The 18,812-nt window shown below is 49.0% G+C and carries 18 protein-coding genes; 9 read left to right on the forward strand and 9 right to left on the reverse strand.

Going from position 1 to position 18,812, the window contains the following annotated elements; genetic code table 11:
- On the forward strand, positions 1 to 249 hold a 249-nt coding region (locus tag BR62_RS0111785), incomplete at its 5' end, for an IS3 family transposase (RefSeq protein ID WP_032870924.1).
- Between the two features lie 68 nt (positions 250 to 317).
- On the opposite strand, the gene BR62_RS0111790 is transcribed toward BR62_RS0111785, so the two are convergent.
- The 4 genes from BR62_RS0111790 to BR62_RS0111805 are packed head-to-tail and all read right to left on the reverse strand — an operon-like array spanning position 318 to position 3,062.
- The gene (locus BR62_RS0111790; RefSeq protein ID WP_032870926.1) at positions 318 to 779 is read right to left on the reverse strand and encodes a hypothetical protein; all 462 of its coding nucleotides are present in this window, start codon (positions 777 to 779) and stop codon (positions 318 to 320) included.
- On the reverse strand, positions 779 to 1,006 hold the full coding sequence (locus BR62_RS0111795) for a non-oxidative hydroxyarylic acid decarboxylases subunit D (RefSeq protein ID WP_007410250.1): 228 nt from the start codon (positions 1,004 to 1,006) through the stop codon (positions 779 to 781). The genes BR62_RS0111790 and BR62_RS0111795 overlap by 1 nt, the downstream gene beginning before the upstream one ends.
- Before the next feature lie 17 nt (positions 1,007 to 1,023).
- Positions 1,024 to 2,445 carry a phenolic acid decarboxylase BsdC gene (gene bsdC, locus BR62_RS0111800; protein ID WP_032870929.1) on the reverse strand — a complete coding sequence of 474 codons (1,422 nt, stop codon included), beginning with the start codon at positions 2,443 to 2,445 and terminating at the stop codon, positions 1,024 to 1,026.
- 2 nt (positions 2,446 to 2,447) lie between these two features.
- On the reverse strand, positions 2,448 to 3,062 hold the full coding sequence (locus tag BR62_RS0111805; RefSeq protein ID WP_156097784.1) for a non-oxidative hydroxyarylic acid decarboxylases subunit B: 615 nt from the start codon (positions 3,060 to 3,062) through the stop codon (positions 2,448 to 2,450).
- A gap of 93 nt (positions 3,063 to 3,155) precedes the next feature.
- On the opposite strand from BR62_RS0111805, the gene BR62_RS0111810 reads away from it, so the two are divergent.
- The 6 genes from BR62_RS0111810 to BR62_RS0111835 all read left to right on the forward strand — a co-directional run bounded on the left by BR62_RS0111810 (position 3,156) and on the right by BR62_RS0111835 (position 7,903).
- Positions 3,156 to 4,028 carry a LysR family transcriptional regulator gene (locus tag BR62_RS0111810; protein ID WP_032870933.1) on the forward strand — a complete coding sequence of 291 codons (873 nt, stop codon included), beginning with the start codon at positions 3,156 to 3,158 and terminating at the stop codon, positions 4,026 to 4,028.
- A gap of 128 nt (positions 4,029 to 4,156) precedes the next feature.
- The gene (tcyA, locus tag BR62_RS0111815; protein WP_032870936.1) at positions 4,157 to 4,954 is read left to right on the forward strand and encodes a cystine ABC transporter substrate-binding lipoprotein TcyA; all 798 of its coding nucleotides are present in this window, start codon (positions 4,157 to 4,159) and stop codon (positions 4,952 to 4,954) included.
- On the forward strand, positions 4,941 to 5,645 hold the full coding sequence (locus BR62_RS0111820; protein WP_003156375.1) for an amino acid ABC transporter permease: 705 nt from the start codon (positions 4,941 to 4,943) through the stop codon (positions 5,643 to 5,645). Before tcyA ends, BR62_RS0111820 begins: the two co-directional genes overlap by 14 nt.
- 12 nt (positions 5,646 to 5,657) lie before the next feature.
- Complete coding sequence (gene tcyC, locus BR62_RS0111825) at positions 5,658 to 6,401, forward strand: cystine ABC transporter ATP-binding protein TcyC (RefSeq protein WP_007410246.1); 744 nt, start codon at positions 5,658 to 5,660, stop codon at positions 6,399 to 6,401.
- An 81-nt stretch (positions 6,402 to 6,482) separates the two neighbouring features.
- Positions 6,483 to 7,130 (forward strand): YczE/YyaS/YitT family protein, encoded by a 648-nt coding sequence (locus BR62_RS0111830; protein ID WP_077392018.1) that lies wholly within the window; start codon positions 6,483 to 6,485, stop codon positions 7,128 to 7,130.
- Positions 7,131 to 7,228: 98 nt separating this feature from the next.
- Entirely contained in the window at positions 7,229 to 7,903 is a 675-nt protein-coding gene (locus BR62_RS0111835; protein ID WP_020955309.1) for a 4'-phosphopantetheinyl transferase family protein, read from the forward strand.
- Here BR62_RS0111835 and BR62_RS0111840 read toward each other — a convergent pair.
- On the reverse strand, positions 7,898 to 9,208 hold the full coding sequence (locus tag BR62_RS0111840; protein WP_032870940.1) for an aminotransferase-like domain-containing protein: 1,311 nt from the start codon (positions 9,206 to 9,208) through the stop codon (positions 7,898 to 7,900). The genes BR62_RS0111835 and BR62_RS0111840 overlap by 6 nt on opposite strands.
- Positions 9,209 to 9,326: 118 nt before the next feature.
- Here BR62_RS0111840 and BR62_RS0111845 point away from each other — a divergent pair, with 118 nt between their 5' ends.
- Together BR62_RS0111845 and BR62_RS0111850 are read left to right on the forward strand one after the other, a co-directional pair.
- On the forward strand, positions 9,327 to 10,289 hold the full coding sequence (locus tag BR62_RS0111845; RefSeq protein ID WP_007410242.1) for a DMT family transporter: 963 nt from the start codon (positions 9,327 to 9,329) through the stop codon (positions 10,287 to 10,289).
- A complete protein-coding gene (locus BR62_RS0111850) occupies positions 10,286 to 10,825 on the forward strand; it encodes a YcxB family protein (protein ID WP_007410241.1) in 540 nt (179 codons plus the stop codon). The genes BR62_RS0111845 and BR62_RS0111850 overlap by 4 nt, the downstream gene beginning before the upstream one ends.
- Before the next feature lie 34 nt (positions 10,826 to 10,859).
- Here the strand turns inward: BR62_RS0111850 and BR62_RS0111855 are convergent, their stop codons facing one another.
- The 4 genes from BR62_RS0111855 to BR62_RS0111870 form a co-directional block, all read right to left on the reverse strand.
- The gene (locus BR62_RS0111855; protein WP_032870942.1) at positions 10,860 to 12,170 is read right to left on the reverse strand and encodes an aminotransferase class I/II-fold pyridoxal phosphate-dependent enzyme; all 1,311 of its coding nucleotides are present in this window, start codon (positions 12,168 to 12,170) and stop codon (positions 10,860 to 10,862) included.
- Between the two features lie 121 nt (positions 12,171 to 12,291).
- Complete coding sequence (gene srfAD, locus BR62_RS0111860) at positions 12,292 to 13,023, reverse strand: surfactin biosynthesis thioesterase SrfAD (RefSeq protein ID WP_020953883.1); 732 nt, start codon at positions 13,021 to 13,023, stop codon at positions 12,292 to 12,294.
- A 19-nt stretch (positions 13,024 to 13,042) separates the two neighbouring features.
- Positions 13,043 to 16,879: a surfactin non-ribosomal peptide synthetase SrfAC gene (srfAC, locus tag BR62_RS0111865; RefSeq protein ID WP_032870945.1), complete on the reverse strand. Its 3,837-nt coding sequence runs from the start codon at positions 16,877 to 16,879 to the stop codon at positions 13,043 to 13,045.
- A gap of 34 nt (positions 16,880 to 16,913) precedes the next feature.
- The coding region (locus BR62_RS0111870; RefSeq protein WP_032870948.1) for a condensation domain-containing protein at positions 16,914 to 18,812 on the reverse strand (1,899 nt) is incomplete at its 5' end.

The following is an 18,812-nucleotide window of genomic DNA, read 5'->3' on the forward strand; positions in this document are numbered from 1 at the left end:
AAAGCTGTTAAAACAAAAGGCATTACCATGAGCATGTCCCGCAAAGGGACGCCCGCTGATAATGCCTCCATCGAATCGTTTCATTCCTCGCTAAAGTCTGAAACGTTCTATCTTAACAGCATTGATCGAACTACGACTGCCATCGTAGAACGCACTGTCATAGAATACATTCATTATTATAACAATATTCGTATTCAAACCAAACTAAACAACCAATCACCGATAAACTATCGGCAATTGGCTGTTTAAAAGGTGTTTTGACCCCTGTCTCAAAAACGGGGGGCAGTCCCAATCGTCCGCAGGCTTTTTTGATGCGTCTATCGTTTTAACTCCTCAAGTGTTTCTCTCCATCTCTTCAAGACATCTTCCGGTTCGTGGAGCTGGATGGCCGGTCCGGATGTCAGATCCGCGTATTTCGCCCGATCTTCCTTGACGGTGATCACGCGGCAGCTGAACCGTTCCCGCTCGTGTTTCGCCTCTTTCAGCAGCGGAAGCGCCTCACATTCCAATGTGACGTAATATGCGGCTCCTCCGTGCCAGGCGATGAAAAGAGCTTGTCCCGAATGCAGAAGGCTTCTTACGGTCGTCGTGTTTTTCCATAAGGCGAGCCGGAGATTTGTTCTGCTCACGGCCACGATTTCACCGGCACTGATCATGGCCGCGTGCGGACGGCCTTCTTTTGTCACGGATTGGAGCACAAATGCGTCGTGCTGCTTTTTTTCAAGCTCCGTCCCGTCTAAAAGCGTGTAAAGCGTCTCCGGCAAGTGCTCCGTCAGCATTACGCTTTTCTTTCCGGAACAGCGGGAACATGTGCGGCCGTCTCCGTTTCTTTCGGATCAATTTTAAATGCCGGGTTGAATGCCGCCGGATTCGTGATGCTTTCCGGTTCACAGGATCTCCATGTGAAAAAGCAGGTTTGGCATTGGTAAATTTCCCAGGCGCCTTTGACCGGCGATTGGCTGACGGTTTCTCCTTTTTTCGATTCACAGCGCGGGCATGTTTTCATTGCAACCTCATCCTTTCTTATTGATTCATTAAGTCCATCAGTTTTTGTTCCCATTCTTTCGTTGTCAGCGGAGAATCAAGCGGCTGAGAATAATGGCCTCTTGTTTCCGGCGCGGCAGGCGTCGTGGCGTCAAGAATCATTTTGTGTGTCATCCCTGCCGGATCAGACCCCGGGTCAAGCGGAAGGACAGACAGGTCAGGAATGATGACTGCATCGTGTTTCGGATGCATTTTCGTTGAGAGCGCCCACATGACTTGCGGCAGGTTAAACGGATCGACATCCTCATCCACGACAATGACCATTTTGCAGTAGCCGAGTCCGTGCGGCGTGGTCAGGGCGCGCATGCCGACCGCCTTGGCAAATCCGCCGTAGCGCGTTTTCGTGGAAATGATGGCGATCAGGCCGTGCGTATACATCGCGTTCACGGCGACAATTTCGTTCGGATAAGCTTCCTTGAGCTGCTGGTAAAGCGGCACGCACGTATTAATGCCGATCATATAATCGCACTCCGTCCACGGCATGCCTAAGTATAAATGTTCAAAAATCGGATTGTTTCTATGATATACCCGTTTGATTTTGATCACCGGCATGCTGCGGCCGCCTGAATAATGGCCAGTGAACTCACCGAAAGGTCCTTCGTATTCCCGTTCTCCCGCAAGGATCTCTCCTTCCAGAACGACTTCAGCGCCCCAAGGGATGTCTAAATCAGACAGTTTAGATTTGACGATTCTGTAGGGCTCCCCTTGAATCGCGCCGGCCATTTCATACTCGGATTGATCGTATAACAGCGGAGTTGACGCAGCCGTCGTAATCACCGGCTCACAGCCGAGCGCGATCGTAACGGGAAGATTCACGCCGCGTTCTTCAGCTTGGCGAAGATGAATCGCAATATCATGCTGAGGCACGGGCTGAATGGCGAGGCGGTCTTTTCCCTTTACCTGCATTCTGTAAATGCCGACATTCTGCTTGCCGAAATTGTCCGGATCTTCAAGATCGCGGGAAATGACACACGCTTTATCCAAATAGTAGCCGCCGTCCCCCTGGTTGATTCTGAATAGCGGAAGGATGTCAAAAAGATTGATATCTTCCGTTATTTCATTTTCATGAAACGGCGCGGTTTCTTCCCGTTTGACCGGCACCGGAAATGCATCGTACCGTTTGGCGAACTCAAAGAATTGTTCCTTTACCGGCGTATCTTTCGGCATGCCGAGCATCATTGCGTGATTCGGCCACGAGCCGATGACATTCAGAGCCACCTGCGCATGGTGATGTCCGTAAATATTGTTAAACAAAAGCGCAGGGGTTTTATCCCCGAGATTGCTGGCTGCACGCGCAGCGGCGCCCAGATCCGGCTCCGGTTTTACCTCTTCGTTGACTGTTAAGAGCTGCCCTTCTTTTTCAAGAGCGGCGAGAAATTCCCTAAAATCCTGATAGGCCATTATCAGATTCCTCCTTTTTGTTTTTCAATTCCGTACCACCGTTTCGCTTCCGGCAGACGGATGCCGAACTGATCGAGCGTCCGGAACACAATATGGTCGATCAATTCATCCATGTCAGCCGGCTTGTTATAAAATGCAGGCATCGGCGGAATAATGACGGAACCCATTTTTGTAAGCGCTAGCATATTTTCTAAATGGATTTGGCTGAGCGGCGTTTCTCTAGTCAGCAGCACAAGTTTTTTCCGCTCCTTCAGGATGACGTCAGCCGCCCTTGTCAGCAGATTGTCAGCCATTCCGGTGCGGATGCTTGCCAGTGATTTCATGCTGCACGGAGCGATGATCATCCCGTCCGTTTCAAACGAGCCGCTTGAAATCGCCGCCGCCTGGTCTTTGTGAGAATACGTATAGGATGCGAGTTTCTCGACATCTTTTAACGTATAATCGGTTTCATGTGTAATGGTGACATTTGCCCAAGGAGACACGACAAGATGGGTTTCGATCTCCGCGGCTTTTAAATATTCTAAAAGCCTGATCCCAAATATGGCTCCCGTTGCCCCGGTCATTCCGATGACGAGCTTCATATCGACCCCTCCTTTACGCTTGAAATGTGGTGTCAAAACCATCATACTCCTGATATATCCATATGAAAAATATTCGTTAAATCTATGTATAATACCTTAAAGGTATAAAAGAAAGGAGCGAGCGTTCTCATGGATATCCGGCAATTGCGTTATTTCATCACCATTGCCCAAGAGCAGAAAATCACGACGGCCGCCAAAAAGCTTCATATGGCACAGCCGCCTTTAAGCAGACAGCTGAAACAGCTCGAAGAAGAATTGGGCGTCATTCTGTTTGACCGCAATAAAAAGAAACAAATGATCCTTACATATGAAGGAAATGTCTTTTTGAAAAGAGCGAAAGAGATTCTTCATAAGTTTGAGGACGCTATAATCGAGGTACAAGAGCTGAAGGAGGAGGTGGCCGGGACACTTGCCGTCGGGTCAACCATTTACTGCGCCGCGCTCATGCTTGAGAAAGTGTCACAGATGAAAGAGCGGTTTCCGCATCTCACCTTTAACATTTGGGAAGATGAGCCCGTCTCACTGCTCGAGCTTCTGGAAACCCGGCAGATTGACGCCGCCGTCACCACCACCTTGATTAAAAGCGACGGCATTGAATCGAAGGAGCTTGAAGACATTCCGTGTGTATTGGTGCTGTCCGAGCATTCAAAACGACTGTGCGGTGAAACGATTAAACTGAATGACATCGCCTCTTTGCCTTTGATCCTTTTGCGCACCGTCAATGGAAGAGGTGTGTATGACCAAGTCCTCCAAGTTTGTGAACAGTACGGTCTCGACCTTCAGGTTGTCTGTGAATGCCATGACTCCGCGACGCTCTTGAGCCTCGTATCATCAGGGTTCGGCGCCACAATTCTGCCTTTGACGATGATTCCCGTCCATATGCGCTCGCATGTCAAAACGGTTATCATCGAAGACAACCCGTTTGTCATGACACCGGCCGTCATCTGGAGAAAAGACAGCTATCTGCCGAAGCCGGTCAGACAGTTTTTGGAATTATTTTGATCCGGAACACGAAGAATTCCCGCTTATGAAAACCAATTACTTGACTCATACTAAAAAAAAGTTATCCTTTACAATTGGGAGCTATTTTTTCTCAATAAAACTACTCAGAAAAGTGGGGAATAAAGAAGATGAAAAAAGCAATACTCGCTTTGTTCATGATGGTCAGCATCGCAATGCTTGCAGCCTGCGGAAACTCACAGGAAAGCGGATCTAAGTCAAAAGACGGCGATCTTTGGGCTTCTGTCAAGAAAAAAGGCGTACTGACCGTCGGCACAGAAGGAACGTACGAACCGTTTACCTTCCATGATAAAAAGAGTGACAAACTGACCGGATATGATGTTGAAGTGATTCAAGAAGTCGCGAAACGCCTCGATCTGAAAGCTGACTTCAAAGAAACGCAATGGGACAGCATGTTTGCCGGATTAAACGCGAAACGGTTTGACGTCGTCGCCAACCAAGTCGGCAAAACAGGCCGTGAGAACCAATATGATTTTTCGGATAAATACACAACGTCAAATGCAGTCGTCGTGACGAAAAAAGACAGCACGATTGCGAAAGAGGCTGATGTCAAAGGAAAAACAGCGGCTCAGTCATTAACAAGCAATTACAATAAATTAGCGAAAGAAGCCGGCGCGAAAATTGAAGGCGTTGAAGGCATGGCTCAATCCCTTCAGCTCATTCAGCAGGGCCGCGCTGATCTGACTTACAACGATAAGCTTGCCGTACTGAACTACTTAAAAACGTCCGGCAATAAAAACGTGAAAATCGCGTTTGAAGCAGGCCAGCCGCAGCAGACGTATTTCGCATTCCGAAAAGGAAGCGGCGAACTTGTGACTCACGTCAACAAAGCGTTAAAAGAAATGAAAGAGGACGGGACTCTTTCTAAAATAGCGAAAAAATGGTTCGGCGAAGATGTTTCTAAGTAACATGCCAGAACCCGTGATTGCAACAGCCATTCCTTGGGATCTGGTGCAGCAGTCATTCTGGCCGATTCTTTCCGGGGGAATCTATTACTCGATTCCCCTTACCATTCTTTCCTTTATTTTCGGAATGATCATCGCGCTGATTACGGCGCTCGCCAGAATGTCAAATATGAAACCATTGAGATGGGTGTTCAGCGTATACGTATCAGCGGTGCGCGGCACTCCTCTTCTCGTTCAATTGTTCATCATTTTTTATCTGTTCCCGACATTTAATATTACGCTGGACCCTTTCCCAAGCGCAGTCATCGCGTTTTCATTAAACGTGGGCGCCTACGCTTCTGAAATCATCCGGGCATCTATTTCATCCGTGCCGAAAGGGCAATGGGAAGCCGGTTATACGATCGGCATGACCTATCGCAAGACATTGTTCCGCGTGATCCTGCCGCAGGCGTTTCGCGTGTCCATTCCGCCATTATCAAATACATTTATCAGCCTGATCAAGGATACATCTCTCGCGTCACAGATTCTCGTCGCGGAGCTGTTCAGAAAAGCGCAGGAAATCGGCGCGCAAAACCTTGATCAAATCTTGGTCATCTATATTGAAGCCGCCTTTATTTATTGGATCATCTGCTTCTTGCTGTCAATCGTACAGCACGTGATCGAACGGCGTCTCGACCGTTATGTGGCCAAATAAGGAGGTTTCGATATGCTTTCCGTCAAAGGATTAAATAAATCATTCGGGCAGAATGAAATTTTAAAAAAGATAGATATGGAGATAGAAAAAGGGAAAGTCATCGCCATTCTGGGGCCGTCCGGTTCAGGAAAAACGACGCTTCTGCGCTGTCTGAACGCGCTTGAGATCCCCAATCGCGGCGAGCTGGCATTCTCCGATTTTTCAATAGATTTCTCCAAAAAAGTGAAGCAGGCTGATATTCTTCGCCTCCGCCGCAAATCAGGCATGGTCTTTCAGGCGTATCATCTGTTTCCTCACCGCACGGCGCTTGAAAACGTCATGGAAGGACCCGTTCAAGTGCAAAAGCGCGACAAGGAGCAAGTCAGAAAAGAAGCGATGGAGCTTCTGGAAAAAGTCGGACTGAAAGACAAAATGGATTTATATCCGTTCCAGCTTTCCGGCGGTCAGCAGCAGCGGGTCGGCATCGCCCGCGCGCTTGCGATTCAGCCCGAGCTGATGCTGTTTGACGAACCGACGTCAGCGCTTGATCCGGAGCTGGTCGGCGAGGTGCTCAAAGTGATTAAGGATCTGGCGAACGAAGGCTGGACGATGGTCGTCGTCACCCATGAAATCAAATTCGCGCAGGAAGTGGCCGATGAAGTCATCTTCATTGACGGCGGCGTCATTGTGGAACAAGGACCGCCGGAGCAAATTTTCTCCGCGCCGAAAGAAGAACGCACGCAGCGGTTTTTAAATCGTATACTGAATCCTTTGTAGGAGCGGGAGAAGAAGCGAAACACTGATTTCGCTTCTTCTTTTTTTTGGCGGTTATGCTACAATGACAATTAATGAAATTTTATGAAAGAAGGGACCTCTTTGAAGCGGGAATTCTTGATGCGCTGGACGTTTTATTTTGCCGGTCTGTTAATTTTGTCTTTCGGGGTATCGTTAACCATTAAAGGAAAAGCTCTCGGCATCAGCCCTTGGGATGCCTTTCATTATGGGCTTTTTCAGCATTTCGGGCTTTCTGTCGGCCAATGGTCCATCGTGGTCGGCGCGGTCATCGTGGCTTTAACCTGCCTGTTCACGAGGACACTCCCGAAAATCGGCGCTATCTTAAACATGGTTCTGATGGGAATGTTTATTGATTTCTTTTCGTTTCTGCTTCCTGAGACGCACGCTTTTTCCTTAGCGGCCGTGTTTTTTTCTATCGGATTGCTGCTGATCGGCTGCGGCGTCGGTATTTACGTATCAGCAGGGCTCGGCGCGGGCCCCCGGGACTCTCTGATGATGCTGATATCTGAAAAAACAGGCTGGAACGTGCAATGGGTGCGGAACGGCATTGAGCTGACGATTCTTGCTGCAGCCTGGATGATGGGCGGACCTATCGGTGCCGGAACCATTATTACGGCTGTTTTGACGGGGCTGATTCTGCGTTTTTCTTTGCCGCAGTCCTCTAAACTGTTAACATACGCGATCTCCGGGCGGGCAACGTCCGTTCATTAAAAACAAAGCCGAAACGGTTTTGTTTTTTTATTTTCGGACAGCTTTCGTCTAATATGATAGGATGGTTTTGACAATATTTTCAGACGGAGGATCTGGACATGAAGATTTACGGAGTATATATGGACCGCCCGCTTTCTGCAGGGGAAGAGGATCGGATGATGGCGGCCGTGTCCGCCGAAAAGCGGGAAAAATGCCGGCGCTTTTACCATAAGGAGGATGCTCACCGCACCTTGATCGGCGACATGCTGATCCGCACCGCTGCGGCGAAGGCTTACGGACTTGATCCGGCCGGGATTTCATTCGGCGTCCAGGAATACGGAAAGCCGTACATCCCCGCGCTTCCGGACATGCACTTTAACATTTCCCACTCCGGGCGCTGGATCGTGTGCGCCGTTGATTCAAAACCGATCGGCATTGATATTGAAAAAATGAAGCCCGGCACGATTGATATCGCCAAACGGTTTTTTTCGCCGACGGAATACAGTGATCTGCAAGCGAAACACCCCGATCAGCAGACCGATTATTTTTACCATCTGTGGTCGATGAAAGAAAGCTTTATCAAACAGGCCGGAAAAGGGCTTTCCCTGCCGCTTGATTCATTCAGCGTCCGCCTTAAAGACGACGGCCATGTGTCCATTGAGCTCCCGGACGGACATGAACCTTGTTTCATCCGCACATATGATGCGGACGAGGAGTATAAGCTGGCCGTTTGTGCGGCGCATCCCGATTTTTGTGACGGGATTGAGATGAAAACGTATGAAGAGCTGTTATAAGCAATCCGTCAGCATTTTGATGCCTCGCGTGATATCCCCTGTCTTGACGTTGGACACGTTGAGTTTGATGATATTTTCTTTCGGAAAATCCGATAGGTAATGGCTGTCAATCGGCTCCACCAGCACGCCTTGCGCTTTCAGACGCTGCACAACTCTTGAAGCGGAAAGGCTTTTCTCCAGCACGAGATGGGTATGGATCGACGTTTGCTTTACAGAAAAACCGCCGTACTCCTGCAGCGCGTTTTGGAGCAGCTCGGAACGTGCTCTGTAAGAGGCCCGGATTTTTTCTTTATGCCTTTTGAACATGCCGCTTTTGATATACACTTCAAGGGCCGCTTGGGATATCATCGAACAGTCGATATCGCTCAGCTTTTTATACGTATGGAAAACCGGGGCCAGCGAATCCGGGAGCACAGCCGCTCCAACACGCAGCCCCGGAAAAATCATTTTCGAAAAGCTTTTCAAATAAATCACGCGGGAAGACAGATCGTAGGCGTACAGCGGGTCTGCCTTCTGATTGTCCTCTAAATCTCCTAGGAAATCATCCTCAACCAAATAAACGTCATACGCCTCCGCTAATCGGACAAGCTCTCGTTTTTGCCATTCTGTCAGAGAGCTGCCGAGCGGATTATGAAATCGGGGCATCGTGTAAAAAAACTTAATTTCCTCCGTCTGAAACAGCCGCTCGACTTCCGCCATATCAAGCCCCTCAGCCGTCCGTTTAATGCCGCAGGCGGGAAGGCGCAGCGCTTCAAGCTGCTCCACCATCAGATGATAGCCCGGCTGTTCGATTAAAATCTTCTTTTTTCCGTTCGGAAACGGCATCAGAGACAGCAGGGATAACGCCTGCTGCACACCCGAGGTGATAAAAATGTTCCGCTCTTTTGCAAATACCTGATAATCGGATAACAGCGTCTGAAGCACCCGGATTAAAGACGGAAGCCCCTGCGGCGTGCCGTAAATGAACAAATCATTTTTATACATATCAATGGCTTTGTTGATGCAATGCTGAAAGTCGCGGTACGGAAAAATATCAGGGTCCGGCGCCGAGGCTGCAAAATCAATGATACCTGTTTGTTCTCGCTCCTGCTTTTTTTCATTTTTAATAAGATAGTAGCCGCTTTTCGGCACGGCATAAATAATGTGCCGTTTTTCAAGCTCCTGAAGCGCACGGATGACGGTGCTTTTACTGACGTGAAAACGCTCGGCCAGCTGCCTGATAGAAGGCAGCCGCGCCCCTTCCTGAAAAGTGCCGCCTTCAATGAGACTCTCCACTTCTATCATCACGTTCATATACTTTTCCATGCTGAACCTCCATCTGTACCGGTACAGTTTATCATTATTCTCATTGTACTGCTTCTTCCCTTCCCATACAATAAAAGGGAGCGGCCGGCGCTCGATCTCATTAAAGGAGTTCGTAAAGATGATTAATCAAAACCGTTTGGCTGCTGCTTACCTCGCTGCCATTTTAAATGCGCTGATTATCGGTTTTTCCTTTATATTTGTCAAGATTGCGCTTCAATCCGCCAATCCGTTTGATATATTGGCTCATCGGTTCACAGCGGCCTTCATCTGTGCAATGCTTCCTGTTTTATTCGGCTGGATCAAACTGTCCGTCAGCTGGAAGAATGTGCTGGCGATCTTGCCTTTGGCCCTTTTATATCCGGCTTTGTTTTTCAGTTTTCAGGCGTTCGGCCTTTTGTATTCTTCATCATCGGAAGCCGGTATCATTCAAGCCGCCATCCCGATTTTTACGATGCTGTTTTCGTCTTACTTTTTAAAGGAACGTCCGACATGGGCGCAAAAGGGATTCACATGCCTGTCAGTGGCCGGGGTGGTATTTATTTTCACAATGAAAGGGGTGTCCGCGGAATCGGCGAGTTTTAAAGGTGCTTTCCTGATCCTGTTGTCCGCGCTGTCCTCCGCCCTTTACAATACGGCAGCGAGACGCATGACCCAGCGTTTTTCATTGGGTGAGCTGACCTGGTGCATGTCTGCGATCGGCTTTGCTTCCTTCAACTGCATCGCTCTCTTCCGGCACGGAGCGGAAGGAACGATCGGGCAGTATTTTCTGCCCTTCCGCGATCCCGGTTTTATCGCAGCGATTCTGTATTTAGGCATTTTGTCTTCTCTCATTACATCATTGATGTCAAACTACGCGCTGTCCAAGATTGAAGCGTTTAAGATGAGCGCCTTTAACAATTTTTCCGTCCTCGTGACGATGCTTGCGGGTGTCCTCGTTCTCCATGAGTCACTCCGCTGGTATCATATCGCCGGCGCCGTCTGTATCGTCATCGGAGTCTTGGGAAGCAATGCTTCAGGACGGCGGAAAAAAAACATATTACGACATAGGGAAAAAATGAAAGGAAACGAAGACGGAATATGATCAACACACGAAATGAAAATATCTATCTCGCGGGCTGCTTAACATTTGCCGATGTAAGAAAACACTTTGCTTATCATCAAGGAAAATCCGCGGCTGTCTGTTTTTTGATTATGCTGCTGGCTTCTGCCATCTGTTTTGAAATGAACGGCCCGGTTACAGGCGGCACATGGGGCGTCAGAGCTCTCCTGAATTTCCTTGCAGCTGTGATTCTCTCTTTGGCAGTCACGGTGATCGCAACGGCAATCTCATTCTTCCGTCTTTACAGAACATACAAAACGAATCAGCGGCTGAAATCTGCCAGAAGTATTACGATTCATCAGCTCGGAATCAGCCAAAAACAAAAAAACGCAAGCATTCTTTTTGAATGGGATGAACTGCTCTCGGCTAGGGAGCACAAAGATATGTTTCGATTACAAACATCGGGTTACGGAACACTTCTGCTGCCGAAACGACTTTTCTATTCGCAAAAAGATATCGCCGTTTTCAGGCAAATGCTCCGGGAAAATGTGAATGGGAAAGTAAATGTAACAGAATAAAAGACAAAAAGGAGGGTGTCCCCCTCCTTTTTTGTCAGCCTGATATTTCCGCCTGTTTCTGCAGCTGCTTTGCTTCCTGATAAATTTCTTCGAACAGATCCGCGATGTGTTCCTCTTCAACACATGAAAATGCGATTCGCAAATCGGTTTCATTAATGGATATCGTCCCGATTCCTCTCTTTTCAAGCAACGACACTCTCAATTCGCCGGCGTTTATGTCTTTCAGCCGGACACACATGAAATAACCAGAGTTAAACGGGTAAGGCGTCCATACGTCATCATAGTGCTTGTTTTCTGCAAGAACGGCTTTCACTTTGTCAGCCCGTTTTTTCATGATGTTATATTTCAGCGATTTTTCTTTCTCGTATTCCGGTGACTGCATCGCCCGCAGCATAAACGTTTGGGACGGGTGCGGGGCGCTTGAAATCGTTCCCCTGATAATCCCTTTTGTTTTTTCCTCGAGCACGCGCAGCGCTTTTTCGCTTTTTGTGCTGTACGTAATAAAACCGACGCGGAAGCCCCACGCGTAATTTTCCTTCGTCGCGCCGTCTATTTTCACGCAAAGCACCCGGTCGTGCACTTGGGCGAGTTTGCTGAAGATGGATTCCTGAATGGCCGTTTCATCGTAAAACAGATTGTAATACGCATCGTCTACGAGCACGACAATCTCTTTGCCGGCTTCTGCCGCCTCCAGGATCACGCTGACGATTTCTGACGCTTCCTCTTCTCCCGGCGTGTAGCCTGTCGGATTATTCGGGAAATTCAGCACGACAATCGCCTTTTCTTCCTGCTTTTTCAGCAGCTCGGACAGCCCCGCCGCATTAAAATGCCCATCCTGCTGAAAAAGCGGGTACGTCTCAATGGATGCCTTGCGCCGGACACCGAAAATGAAATTGTAATTTCCCCAATATTTATCAGGCAGAAGCAGCGTATCCCCTTCATTGACGAACAAGTCGGCGGCAATGCTCAGCCCGTGTGTTAAAGCGTTTGTCACGATCGGCGTGCTGATGTCTTTGCCGGCTAATGAAGGATTTTCGAGACGCATTTTTTTCAGCCATTCCTGTCTGAGCGGCTCTTTTCCCTGCGGCGGAGCATAATCGTAGATATCATCGGGGTTATAGGCGGACAGTGTCTCTTGAATATGGGAAAAGTGCATGGACTCGCCCTGTGAGGTGGCGATTCCGATCGTGGCATTATACTTTCCGGCCTTGGCTTTCGCTTCCGCCGATTGTGTCAGCACCCCTTTCGGATAAAACAACTCTCTGCCCAAATCAGAAAGCATATGAAGCACGTGCGGGTTTTCTTCAGATAATGTTCTGTTCAGCTCTTTTGCTGCATCATTCATGTACGACAATCCCTTCAAAATTATATTCCATCAAATCATAACATAAAATTTTTGATAAATGAGAAAACTCGCGGGCGGATTTTGTTACAAAAAACAGACAGCGAATGCTGTCTGTCATATCCTATAACAATTGGCCTGCAGTGCTCCTGTTAATAATCTCATAGATTCGTTCCGCCACTTTTTCAGTTTCACTTAATATGAACATGTGGCCGTCCGAAAACTCATGAAATACGGGATTGTCGGCCCATTTTTTCCATCCGTCCGCATCTTTGATACATTTTTTATCCTTCCGCCCGTTAAAAATATGGACGGGTGATTGAATGATGTGAGAATCAGACGGACGGAAGCTTTCAAGCGCGCGGTAGTCGGATCTGAAAGAAGGCAGGAAAAATGACATGACCTCCTTATTCTCCACTAACTCCTGCGGCATTCCGCCAAGCTCGATAATATGGGCGAGAAATTTTTCATCATCAAGATGAGACACTTTTTTCCTTTCAACATGCGGCGGCTGAATGGCTGAGATGATCACGGCCTGCGGGTAAATGCCCTCCCGCTCCAGCTTTTGCGCCAGCCTGAAAGCGACCATGCCTCCCATACTGTGGCCGAACAGCACAAACGGGCGGTCAGGATGGAGATTCAACTCCTGCTTGTATAAACTGACAAGCTGTTCAAAATCCTCAACGGGGGACATTTGATTTGTTCCGTGTCCCGGCGGTTCCGCGGCAAGCATCTCACACTCACCTTGAAGGTAGGTGTGGAGCGGGCGGAATGATGCGGAATAGCCTCCTGCGAACGGAAAACAGATAAGCTGCGTTTTTTCTGTGGTATCGAACGATTTAAAGAGCTGGACCATTGGCGGGCTTCCTCCTTTTCTATCGTGAAGTTGTCAGCTTCAGATGTTCCTTCTTTAGGAATTCGAGCAAATATGCCGCATTCCTTTCGAGACATTCTCCCTGAAGCATTTCTGCGTGCGTGCCGCAGCCTTTTTTCACACGGTATTCACCTGTCGTGGCTTCCTCCCACGAAGCGAGCCACGGCGGCATCGCAAAGTCCGGTTCTGACGTTAAAAGATCTATATCCGCATTGACCGTGCCGGTGCTGATGGTATGCACAAAATAAGAATAAAACGCGTTTGTTTTTTTGGCGAGACCTTCTTTGACAGCTTCGTCATTCAGCGCTTCATTGTCCCGGTTTACCTTCATCAGCGCCTGGACATCACTTTCTACGGTGCGGCCTTCCAAGTCGCTGACGCCTTGTTTTTTATAGGAATCAACCATGATCAGCCGCTCCACTTCACGGCCCCCTGCTTCAAGGCGTTTGGCCGTTTCAAAGGCGAGCGTGCAGCCTGCCGAGTATCCGAACAGCTTGACCGGTCCTTCCGGCTGGAGCTGATTGATCAGCTCTGTGTAGCGTTCGATGCGGTTGTCTTCCTCAATAAAATCAAACGCACAGATTTTATAGCCGGACAGCTGTTTTGCCAGCGGCTGGTACATCAGCCCGTAACCGAGAACCGGCGGGAACGCAAACAGTGTGTCAGACTGTTTTTTATTCATGATGGTGAGCTCTTTCATTCCTTTTTCTTCACCGTGAAGCAGATAACCGGCAATGTCTGCGATTGTCGTCGCTTCGAATAACAGCTGCACCGGAATGTCCGTACCGAGCTCTTTTTTAATGCGCGACGCTGCCGTCATCGCTTTTAAGGAATGGCCCCCGAGCGCGAAGAAATCATCATGAATCCCGATCTGCTGTCTGCCGAGAATCTCGGACCAGATGTGTGCAATCGTTTCTTCCGTCGCGTTTCGAGGCCCGATCCATTCTTTCGCCGCCTGAGCCTGATCCGGTTTCGGCAGCTGCCGTTTATTGACCTTCCCGTTTGTCGTTAACGGAAGCTCCTCTAAGAAAGTAAAGGTTTGCGGCACCATGTAAGCAGGAAGCTGTTTTTTCAGGTGCCTCTTTACGTCTTCAGCTGAAAGCGGCGTCCGGTTCACGAGGTAGGCGTTGATTGATGCATCTCCGGACTCATGGCGGTCCGCAACAACGACCGCATCTTTCACACCCGGGTATTCCTGCAGCTGCTTTTCGATTTCTTCAAGCTCAATCCGGTGTCCGCGTATTTTGACCTGGTCGTCAATACGCCCGGCGTATTCAATTGTTCCATCCGGCAGCCAGCGTGCTAAATCCCCTGTGCGGTAAAGCGTTTCTCCCGGCTTGAACGGATTTGGGATAAACGTTTGCTTCGTCAGGTCATGACGGTTCAGATATCCTTTTGATACACCCATTCCGCTGATGCACAGTTCACCGACAGCTCCGAACGGCTGAAGCTGATTTTGCCCGTTAAGAATATAAACACTGGCATTGCTGATCGGCTTTCCGATCGGCAATGAGGAAATGGAATCCGGTATGTCGTGCACGACGTGAGCTGTCGCAAACACCGTTCCCTCAGTCGGCCCGTAGCAATTAATCAGCTTGCCAGGCCCCATGATCTCAAGCGCCTTTCTGACGTGAGGCACTGACGCGCGCTCACCCCCGAATAACACACAGCGAAGCCCCTTCAGCCACTCCTCTCCCGCATCGGTGAGAAGATTAAAAAGTGCGGTTGTCGCAAACATGACATTGACATTCTCCTGCCGGATCAGATCAGTGAGCCGTTCTGTATCAAGCAGTGTATGTTCATCTGCGATAATGAGCCGTGCCGCATTCAGTATTGATGCGTAGAAATCAAAGGTAAATGCGTCAAAGGCGTAATTGGAAACAGATAAGAACGTATCTTTTTCAGAAAATGCCATGTAGTCTACATGCTTGACCAATCCTTGAATATTGGCATGAGTGGTGATATTGCCCTTTGGCTTTCCGGTTGTGCCGGACGTATACATAATATACGCCGGATCATCGGGATCAATTGCGGCTGCAGGATCGCTTGCCTGTTCCTCAAACCGTGCTCGATCATCGATGATGAGTGTTGTTCCTGTATACGGCAGCTGAGCCGCTTTTTCTTTCATCTCCTGATGTGTCAGCAGACAGGCTGCCGCACTGTCAGCCAGCATGTACGAGATTCGGTCCTCCGGCAGCTTCGGATCAATCGGCAGATAAGCCGCTCCCGCTTTTAATACGCCGAGAATGCCGATCACCAGCTCAAGCGAGCGCTTCGTGTACAACGCGACAACGGTGTCCTTACCCGCACCTTGCTTTTGCAAACGGCGCGCAAGACGGTTCGCTTCCTCATCTAATTCACGATAGGAAAGAGTCTGGCCGGAATACGTAAGCGCCGGTGCATCAGGATTTACATTCACCGCTTCCTTGAACCAATCTGTCAGAGGCCTCGCCTGATGAGTCTGAGCCGGCGGGTTTAAGCCGGTAAGCAGAAGCTCTCTTTCCTTTTCATCAACAAGTCTGATCGTATTGACAGGCTGATCCGGCTTCTGGATGAGCTGCTGAATCGCTGTGAGAAGCTGAGATTTTAAGCGCAGGATAAACGCCTCATCAAACACATTCCCGTTATAGGCAAGCTTAATCAGCATCTCATCACCTGGAGAAGCCATCAGGTTGAGATCATAATTCGATTTCTCAAAAACATGGACGTCCTCCATATCAAAGCCGTTTTCACTGTTTTCTTCATTTTTTGCATCCTGAAGCGGATAATTTTCAAACACAATGATGTGGTCAATCAGCTTTGGCTGATCGGCCTGGCTTTGGATATCATAGAGCGGCACATATTGATGCGGCTCAGACTGCAGCGATTGCTCCTGCAGCTGCTTGAGCAAGCCGTTAAATGTGGTATCCTCAGACAGCTTCACCCGCCTCGGGACAGCATTGATAAACAGCCCGACCATATGTTCAACGCCTTTGATTTCTGCGGGACGCCCGGAAACGACTGTGCCGAAGATCAAATCTCCGGACTGCTGGTAGCGGCTGATTAATACACTCCAAACCGCCTGAAGCGCCGTACTCAAAGTGGTATGCTGCGATTTTGCAAGCTCGGTAAATGCTTTTGTTTCCGCCTCCGGCAGTGAGAAGAGCAGCTCTTTCGGCTCATAGCCGTCCTTTTCTTTCTTTCTTTGCTCCGCAAATGTCGTTTGTCCTTCAAAATCTTCTAAGTACCCGCGCCAGTAATGCAGTGATGCTTGTTTATCCTGCTTTTCAAGCCACTTGATATAGTCTTTATACGGTTTGACCGGCGGCAGGCTGTACGGCTTTTGTTCGCGCAGGGCATTGTATACCTTAAACAGATCCTGCACGACGATGCCGAAGCACCAGCCGTCCAAAATGATGTGGTGGTAGCTCCACACCCATTCAAAGCTTTCTTCCGATTTTTTGAAAATGGCTGCCCGCATCGGAATATCCCGCGTCAAATCAAAGCCCTTGATCTTATCCTGTTCTTTGTATTCATTGATTTTGGCTGTTTGCTCGCTGTCCGTTACATGTGTCAGATCGATTTCTTCTATCTGAAACTGACGTTTTTTCAATACGACTTGGACCGGCCTTTTTACTTTTTCGTGAATGAACACGGTACGAAATACATCGTACCGGTCCATGATCACATTCATGCTTTCTTCAAGGCATTTGATATTCAAGCTGCCTTTTACTTTCATTGTCATTTGTTCGATGTAAAAACTTTGGCCGGGATTCAGGAGAGTATGAAACAGCATTCCCTCCTGCATCGGCGACAAATAATACATGTCCTGAACCTGATCTTTGCTGAATTGGCTCATCTGCTCCGCTCCCCCCTTCTGTTATCTGTTTTTGTCACGTTAAATTCTCCTCAAGCATGTCAAAGATGTCTCCCATTTCATCCATCTCAAGATCCTGCGCGCTGAAATCGCTCGGCGTAAATTCTTTCTCCTCTTTGGCCGTGCAATGGCGGATGATCATTAAGAGATTGTCTTTAAACCGCTGCATCTGTGTTTCGACGGTGCTTCTTTCATATTCTTCCTGATTGTATGAGCAGGAAATGACGAAGCGGCCGCCTGTAACCATCCCGCTGAAGCTCAGTGCGTATAACGCCTCTGACTCTTCGCTGACTTGACGTCCCATATCATATGGAGACGGCTCAAACCATTCCGTTTTCACTTCATTGTCAAACTGCCCTAAGTAGTTAAAACTGATTTCAGGCGTGACGCCTTTTTCTGTTTCATCGGATGACAGATACCGGAGAATCCCGTATCCTACACCTTTATCAGGAACGCGCCGCACCGTCTCTTTTACCGTTTTAATGACGGAAGAGACGCCGTCTTCCTTGCTGATCTGCAGAATCAACGGATATTGGGCCGTAAACCAGCCGACCGTCCGTGAAATATTGACATTCGGTATGATTTCTTCCCGGCCGTGTCCTTCTAAGTTGATGCCGACTTTGCCGTTTTCCGTCCATTCACCGATCGTTAAGCCGAGCGCGCTGAGCAGAATGTCGTTGATTTCCGTTCCGTACGGATGATGAACATCTGTGAGCAGCTGTGCCGTTTCTTCCTCAGTCAATTCACATTTCACGGCCGCCGTATGTTTGACGAGCCGTTTGTTCGGATCATGGTCTTTCGGCAGCGGCTGGAGTTCTTCCGCATCTGCCTGCGCCCAATAAGCCGCCTGCTTTTTCAGCTCTTCTGATTGCGCAAACGTGTTCAGCGCCTCCGCCCAATCTTTAAAGGAGTGGGTTTTCTGCGGGAGGACGATGCTGTTTTGCTGCTGCGCCTGTTTATAACCTGAAGCGAAATCCTCAAGCAGAATTCTCCATGAAACCCCGTCCACGACGAGATGGTGAACCGCGATTAACAGATGATCGCCTTGTTCTGTCCGGTATTGCTCCGCTTTTAACAGCGGGCCGTTCTCCAGATCAAGACTTCCCTGAAGATGATCGGCAAGCCGCTGAATCTGGCTTTTCAGCATATCCTCGTCAGTTCCGTACAGATCAACGATTTCAAAGCTTGCCTTGCATTCTGTGACAGGGAGGTATGTCTGAATGATGCCTTCCCTTTCTTCACGGTAAACCATGCGGAGCGCATCATGGTGTTCAATCAATGCTTGCAGGGTTTTTTCCACCAGGTCCGGATCAAAGCCGTCTTTCGCGTGAAGCATGACGGATTGGTTCCAGTGGTGTTTGTCGGTAAAGTTTCGTTCAAAGAACCAGCGCTGGATCGGCGTTAACTCCGCTTCGCCTTCGACAGGGCCCTGGTCGGCCTGCTTGCCTTCCGTCCGCTCCACATAGGAGACGAGCTCTTCGATGGTCGGATGCTGGAAGAGATCTTTCATCTCCAGCTTGTAGCCGTGCTGGTTCAGGCGGCTCGCCATTTGGATGCCTTTGATCGAATCCCCGCCGAGCGTGAAGAAATTGTCGCTTACGCCGATCTGATCAAGACCGAGCACTTCCTGCCAAATGTCGGAAAGCAGCGTCTCCACCTCCGTTTCCGGCGCTTTGTATGCCGCGCTTCCCGCTTCAATGTCAGGCGCCGGCAGGGCTTTTTTGTCAATCTTTCCGTTTGCGGTGACCGGAAGCTCGTCCATCTCCACCCAGAACGCCGGCACCATGTAGTCAGGCAGCGTGTCTTTCAGCGCGGATTTGAGCGCTTCAATATCGTCCTGCTGAGGCGCGACATAGGCGCAAAGCGCGGTATTGCCCGCTTTGTCTTCCACGGCCGTCACCGCTGCGTCATGAAC

It is taken from the genome of Bacillus sp. UNC69MF (assembly GCF_000746035.1).
In the GTDB taxonomy this organism is placed as follows: Bacteria; Bacillota; Bacilli; order Bacillales; family Bacillaceae; genus Bacillus; species Bacillus velezensis.

What these genes read in the sequence shown, in the direction of transcription:
- BR62_RS0111845 (WP_007410242.1), top strand. Translation starts at nt 9,327, where the DNA reads ATGATTAATCAAAACCGTTTGGCTGCTGCTTACCTCGCTGCCATTTTA.
- BR62_RS0111855 (WP_032870942.1), bottom strand. Translation starts at nt 12,170, where the DNA reads ATGAATGATGCAGCAAAAGAGCTGAACAGAACATTATCTGAAGAAAAC.
- srfAD (WP_020953883.1), bottom strand. Translation starts at nt 13,023, where the DNA reads ATGGTCCAGCTCTTTAAATCGTTCGATACCACAGAAAAAACGCAGCTT.
- tcyC (WP_007410246.1), top strand. Translation starts at nt 5,658, where the DNA reads ATGCTTTCCGTCAAAGGATTAAATAAATCATTCGGGCAGAATGAAATT.
- BR62_RS0111850 (WP_007410241.1), top strand. Translation starts at nt 10,286, where the DNA reads ATGATCAACACACGAAATGAAAATATCTATCTCGCGGGCTGCTTAACA.
- bsdC (WP_032870929.1), bottom strand. Translation starts at nt 2,445, where the DNA reads ATGGCCTATCAGGATTTTAGGGAATTTCTCGCCGCTCTTGAAAAAGAA.
- srfAC (WP_032870945.1), bottom strand. Translation starts at nt 16,879, where the DNA reads ATGAGCCAATTCAGCAAAGATCAGGTTCAGGACATGTATTATTTGTCG.
- BR62_RS0111795 (WP_007410250.1), bottom strand. Translation starts at nt 1,006, where the DNA reads ATGAAAACATGCCCGCGCTGTGAATCGAAAAAAGGAGAAACCGTCAGC.
- BR62_RS0111835 (WP_020955309.1), top strand. Translation starts at nt 7,229, where the DNA reads ATGAAGATTTACGGAGTATATATGGACCGCCCGCTTTCTGCAGGGGAA.
- BR62_RS0111830 (WP_077392018.1), top strand. Translation starts at nt 6,483, where the DNA reads ATGAAAGAAGGGACCTCTTTGAAGCGGGAATTCTTGATGCGCTGGACG.
- BR62_RS0111790 (WP_032870926.1), bottom strand. Translation starts at nt 779, where the DNA reads ATGCTGACGGAGCACTTGCCGGAGACGCTTTACACGCTTTTAGACGGG.
- BR62_RS0111820 (WP_003156375.1), top strand. Translation starts at nt 4,941, where the DNA reads ATGTTTCTAAGTAACATGCCAGAACCCGTGATTGCAACAGCCATTCCT.
- tcyA (WP_032870936.1), top strand. Translation starts at nt 4,157, where the DNA reads ATGAAAAAAGCAATACTCGCTTTGTTCATGATGGTCAGCATCGCAATG.
- BR62_RS0111810 (WP_032870933.1), top strand. Translation starts at nt 3,156, where the DNA reads ATGGATATCCGGCAATTGCGTTATTTCATCACCATTGCCCAAGAGCAG.
- BR62_RS0111840 (WP_032870940.1), bottom strand. Translation starts at nt 9,208, where the DNA reads ATGGAAAAGTATATGAACGTGATGATAGAAGTGGAGAGTCTCATTGAA.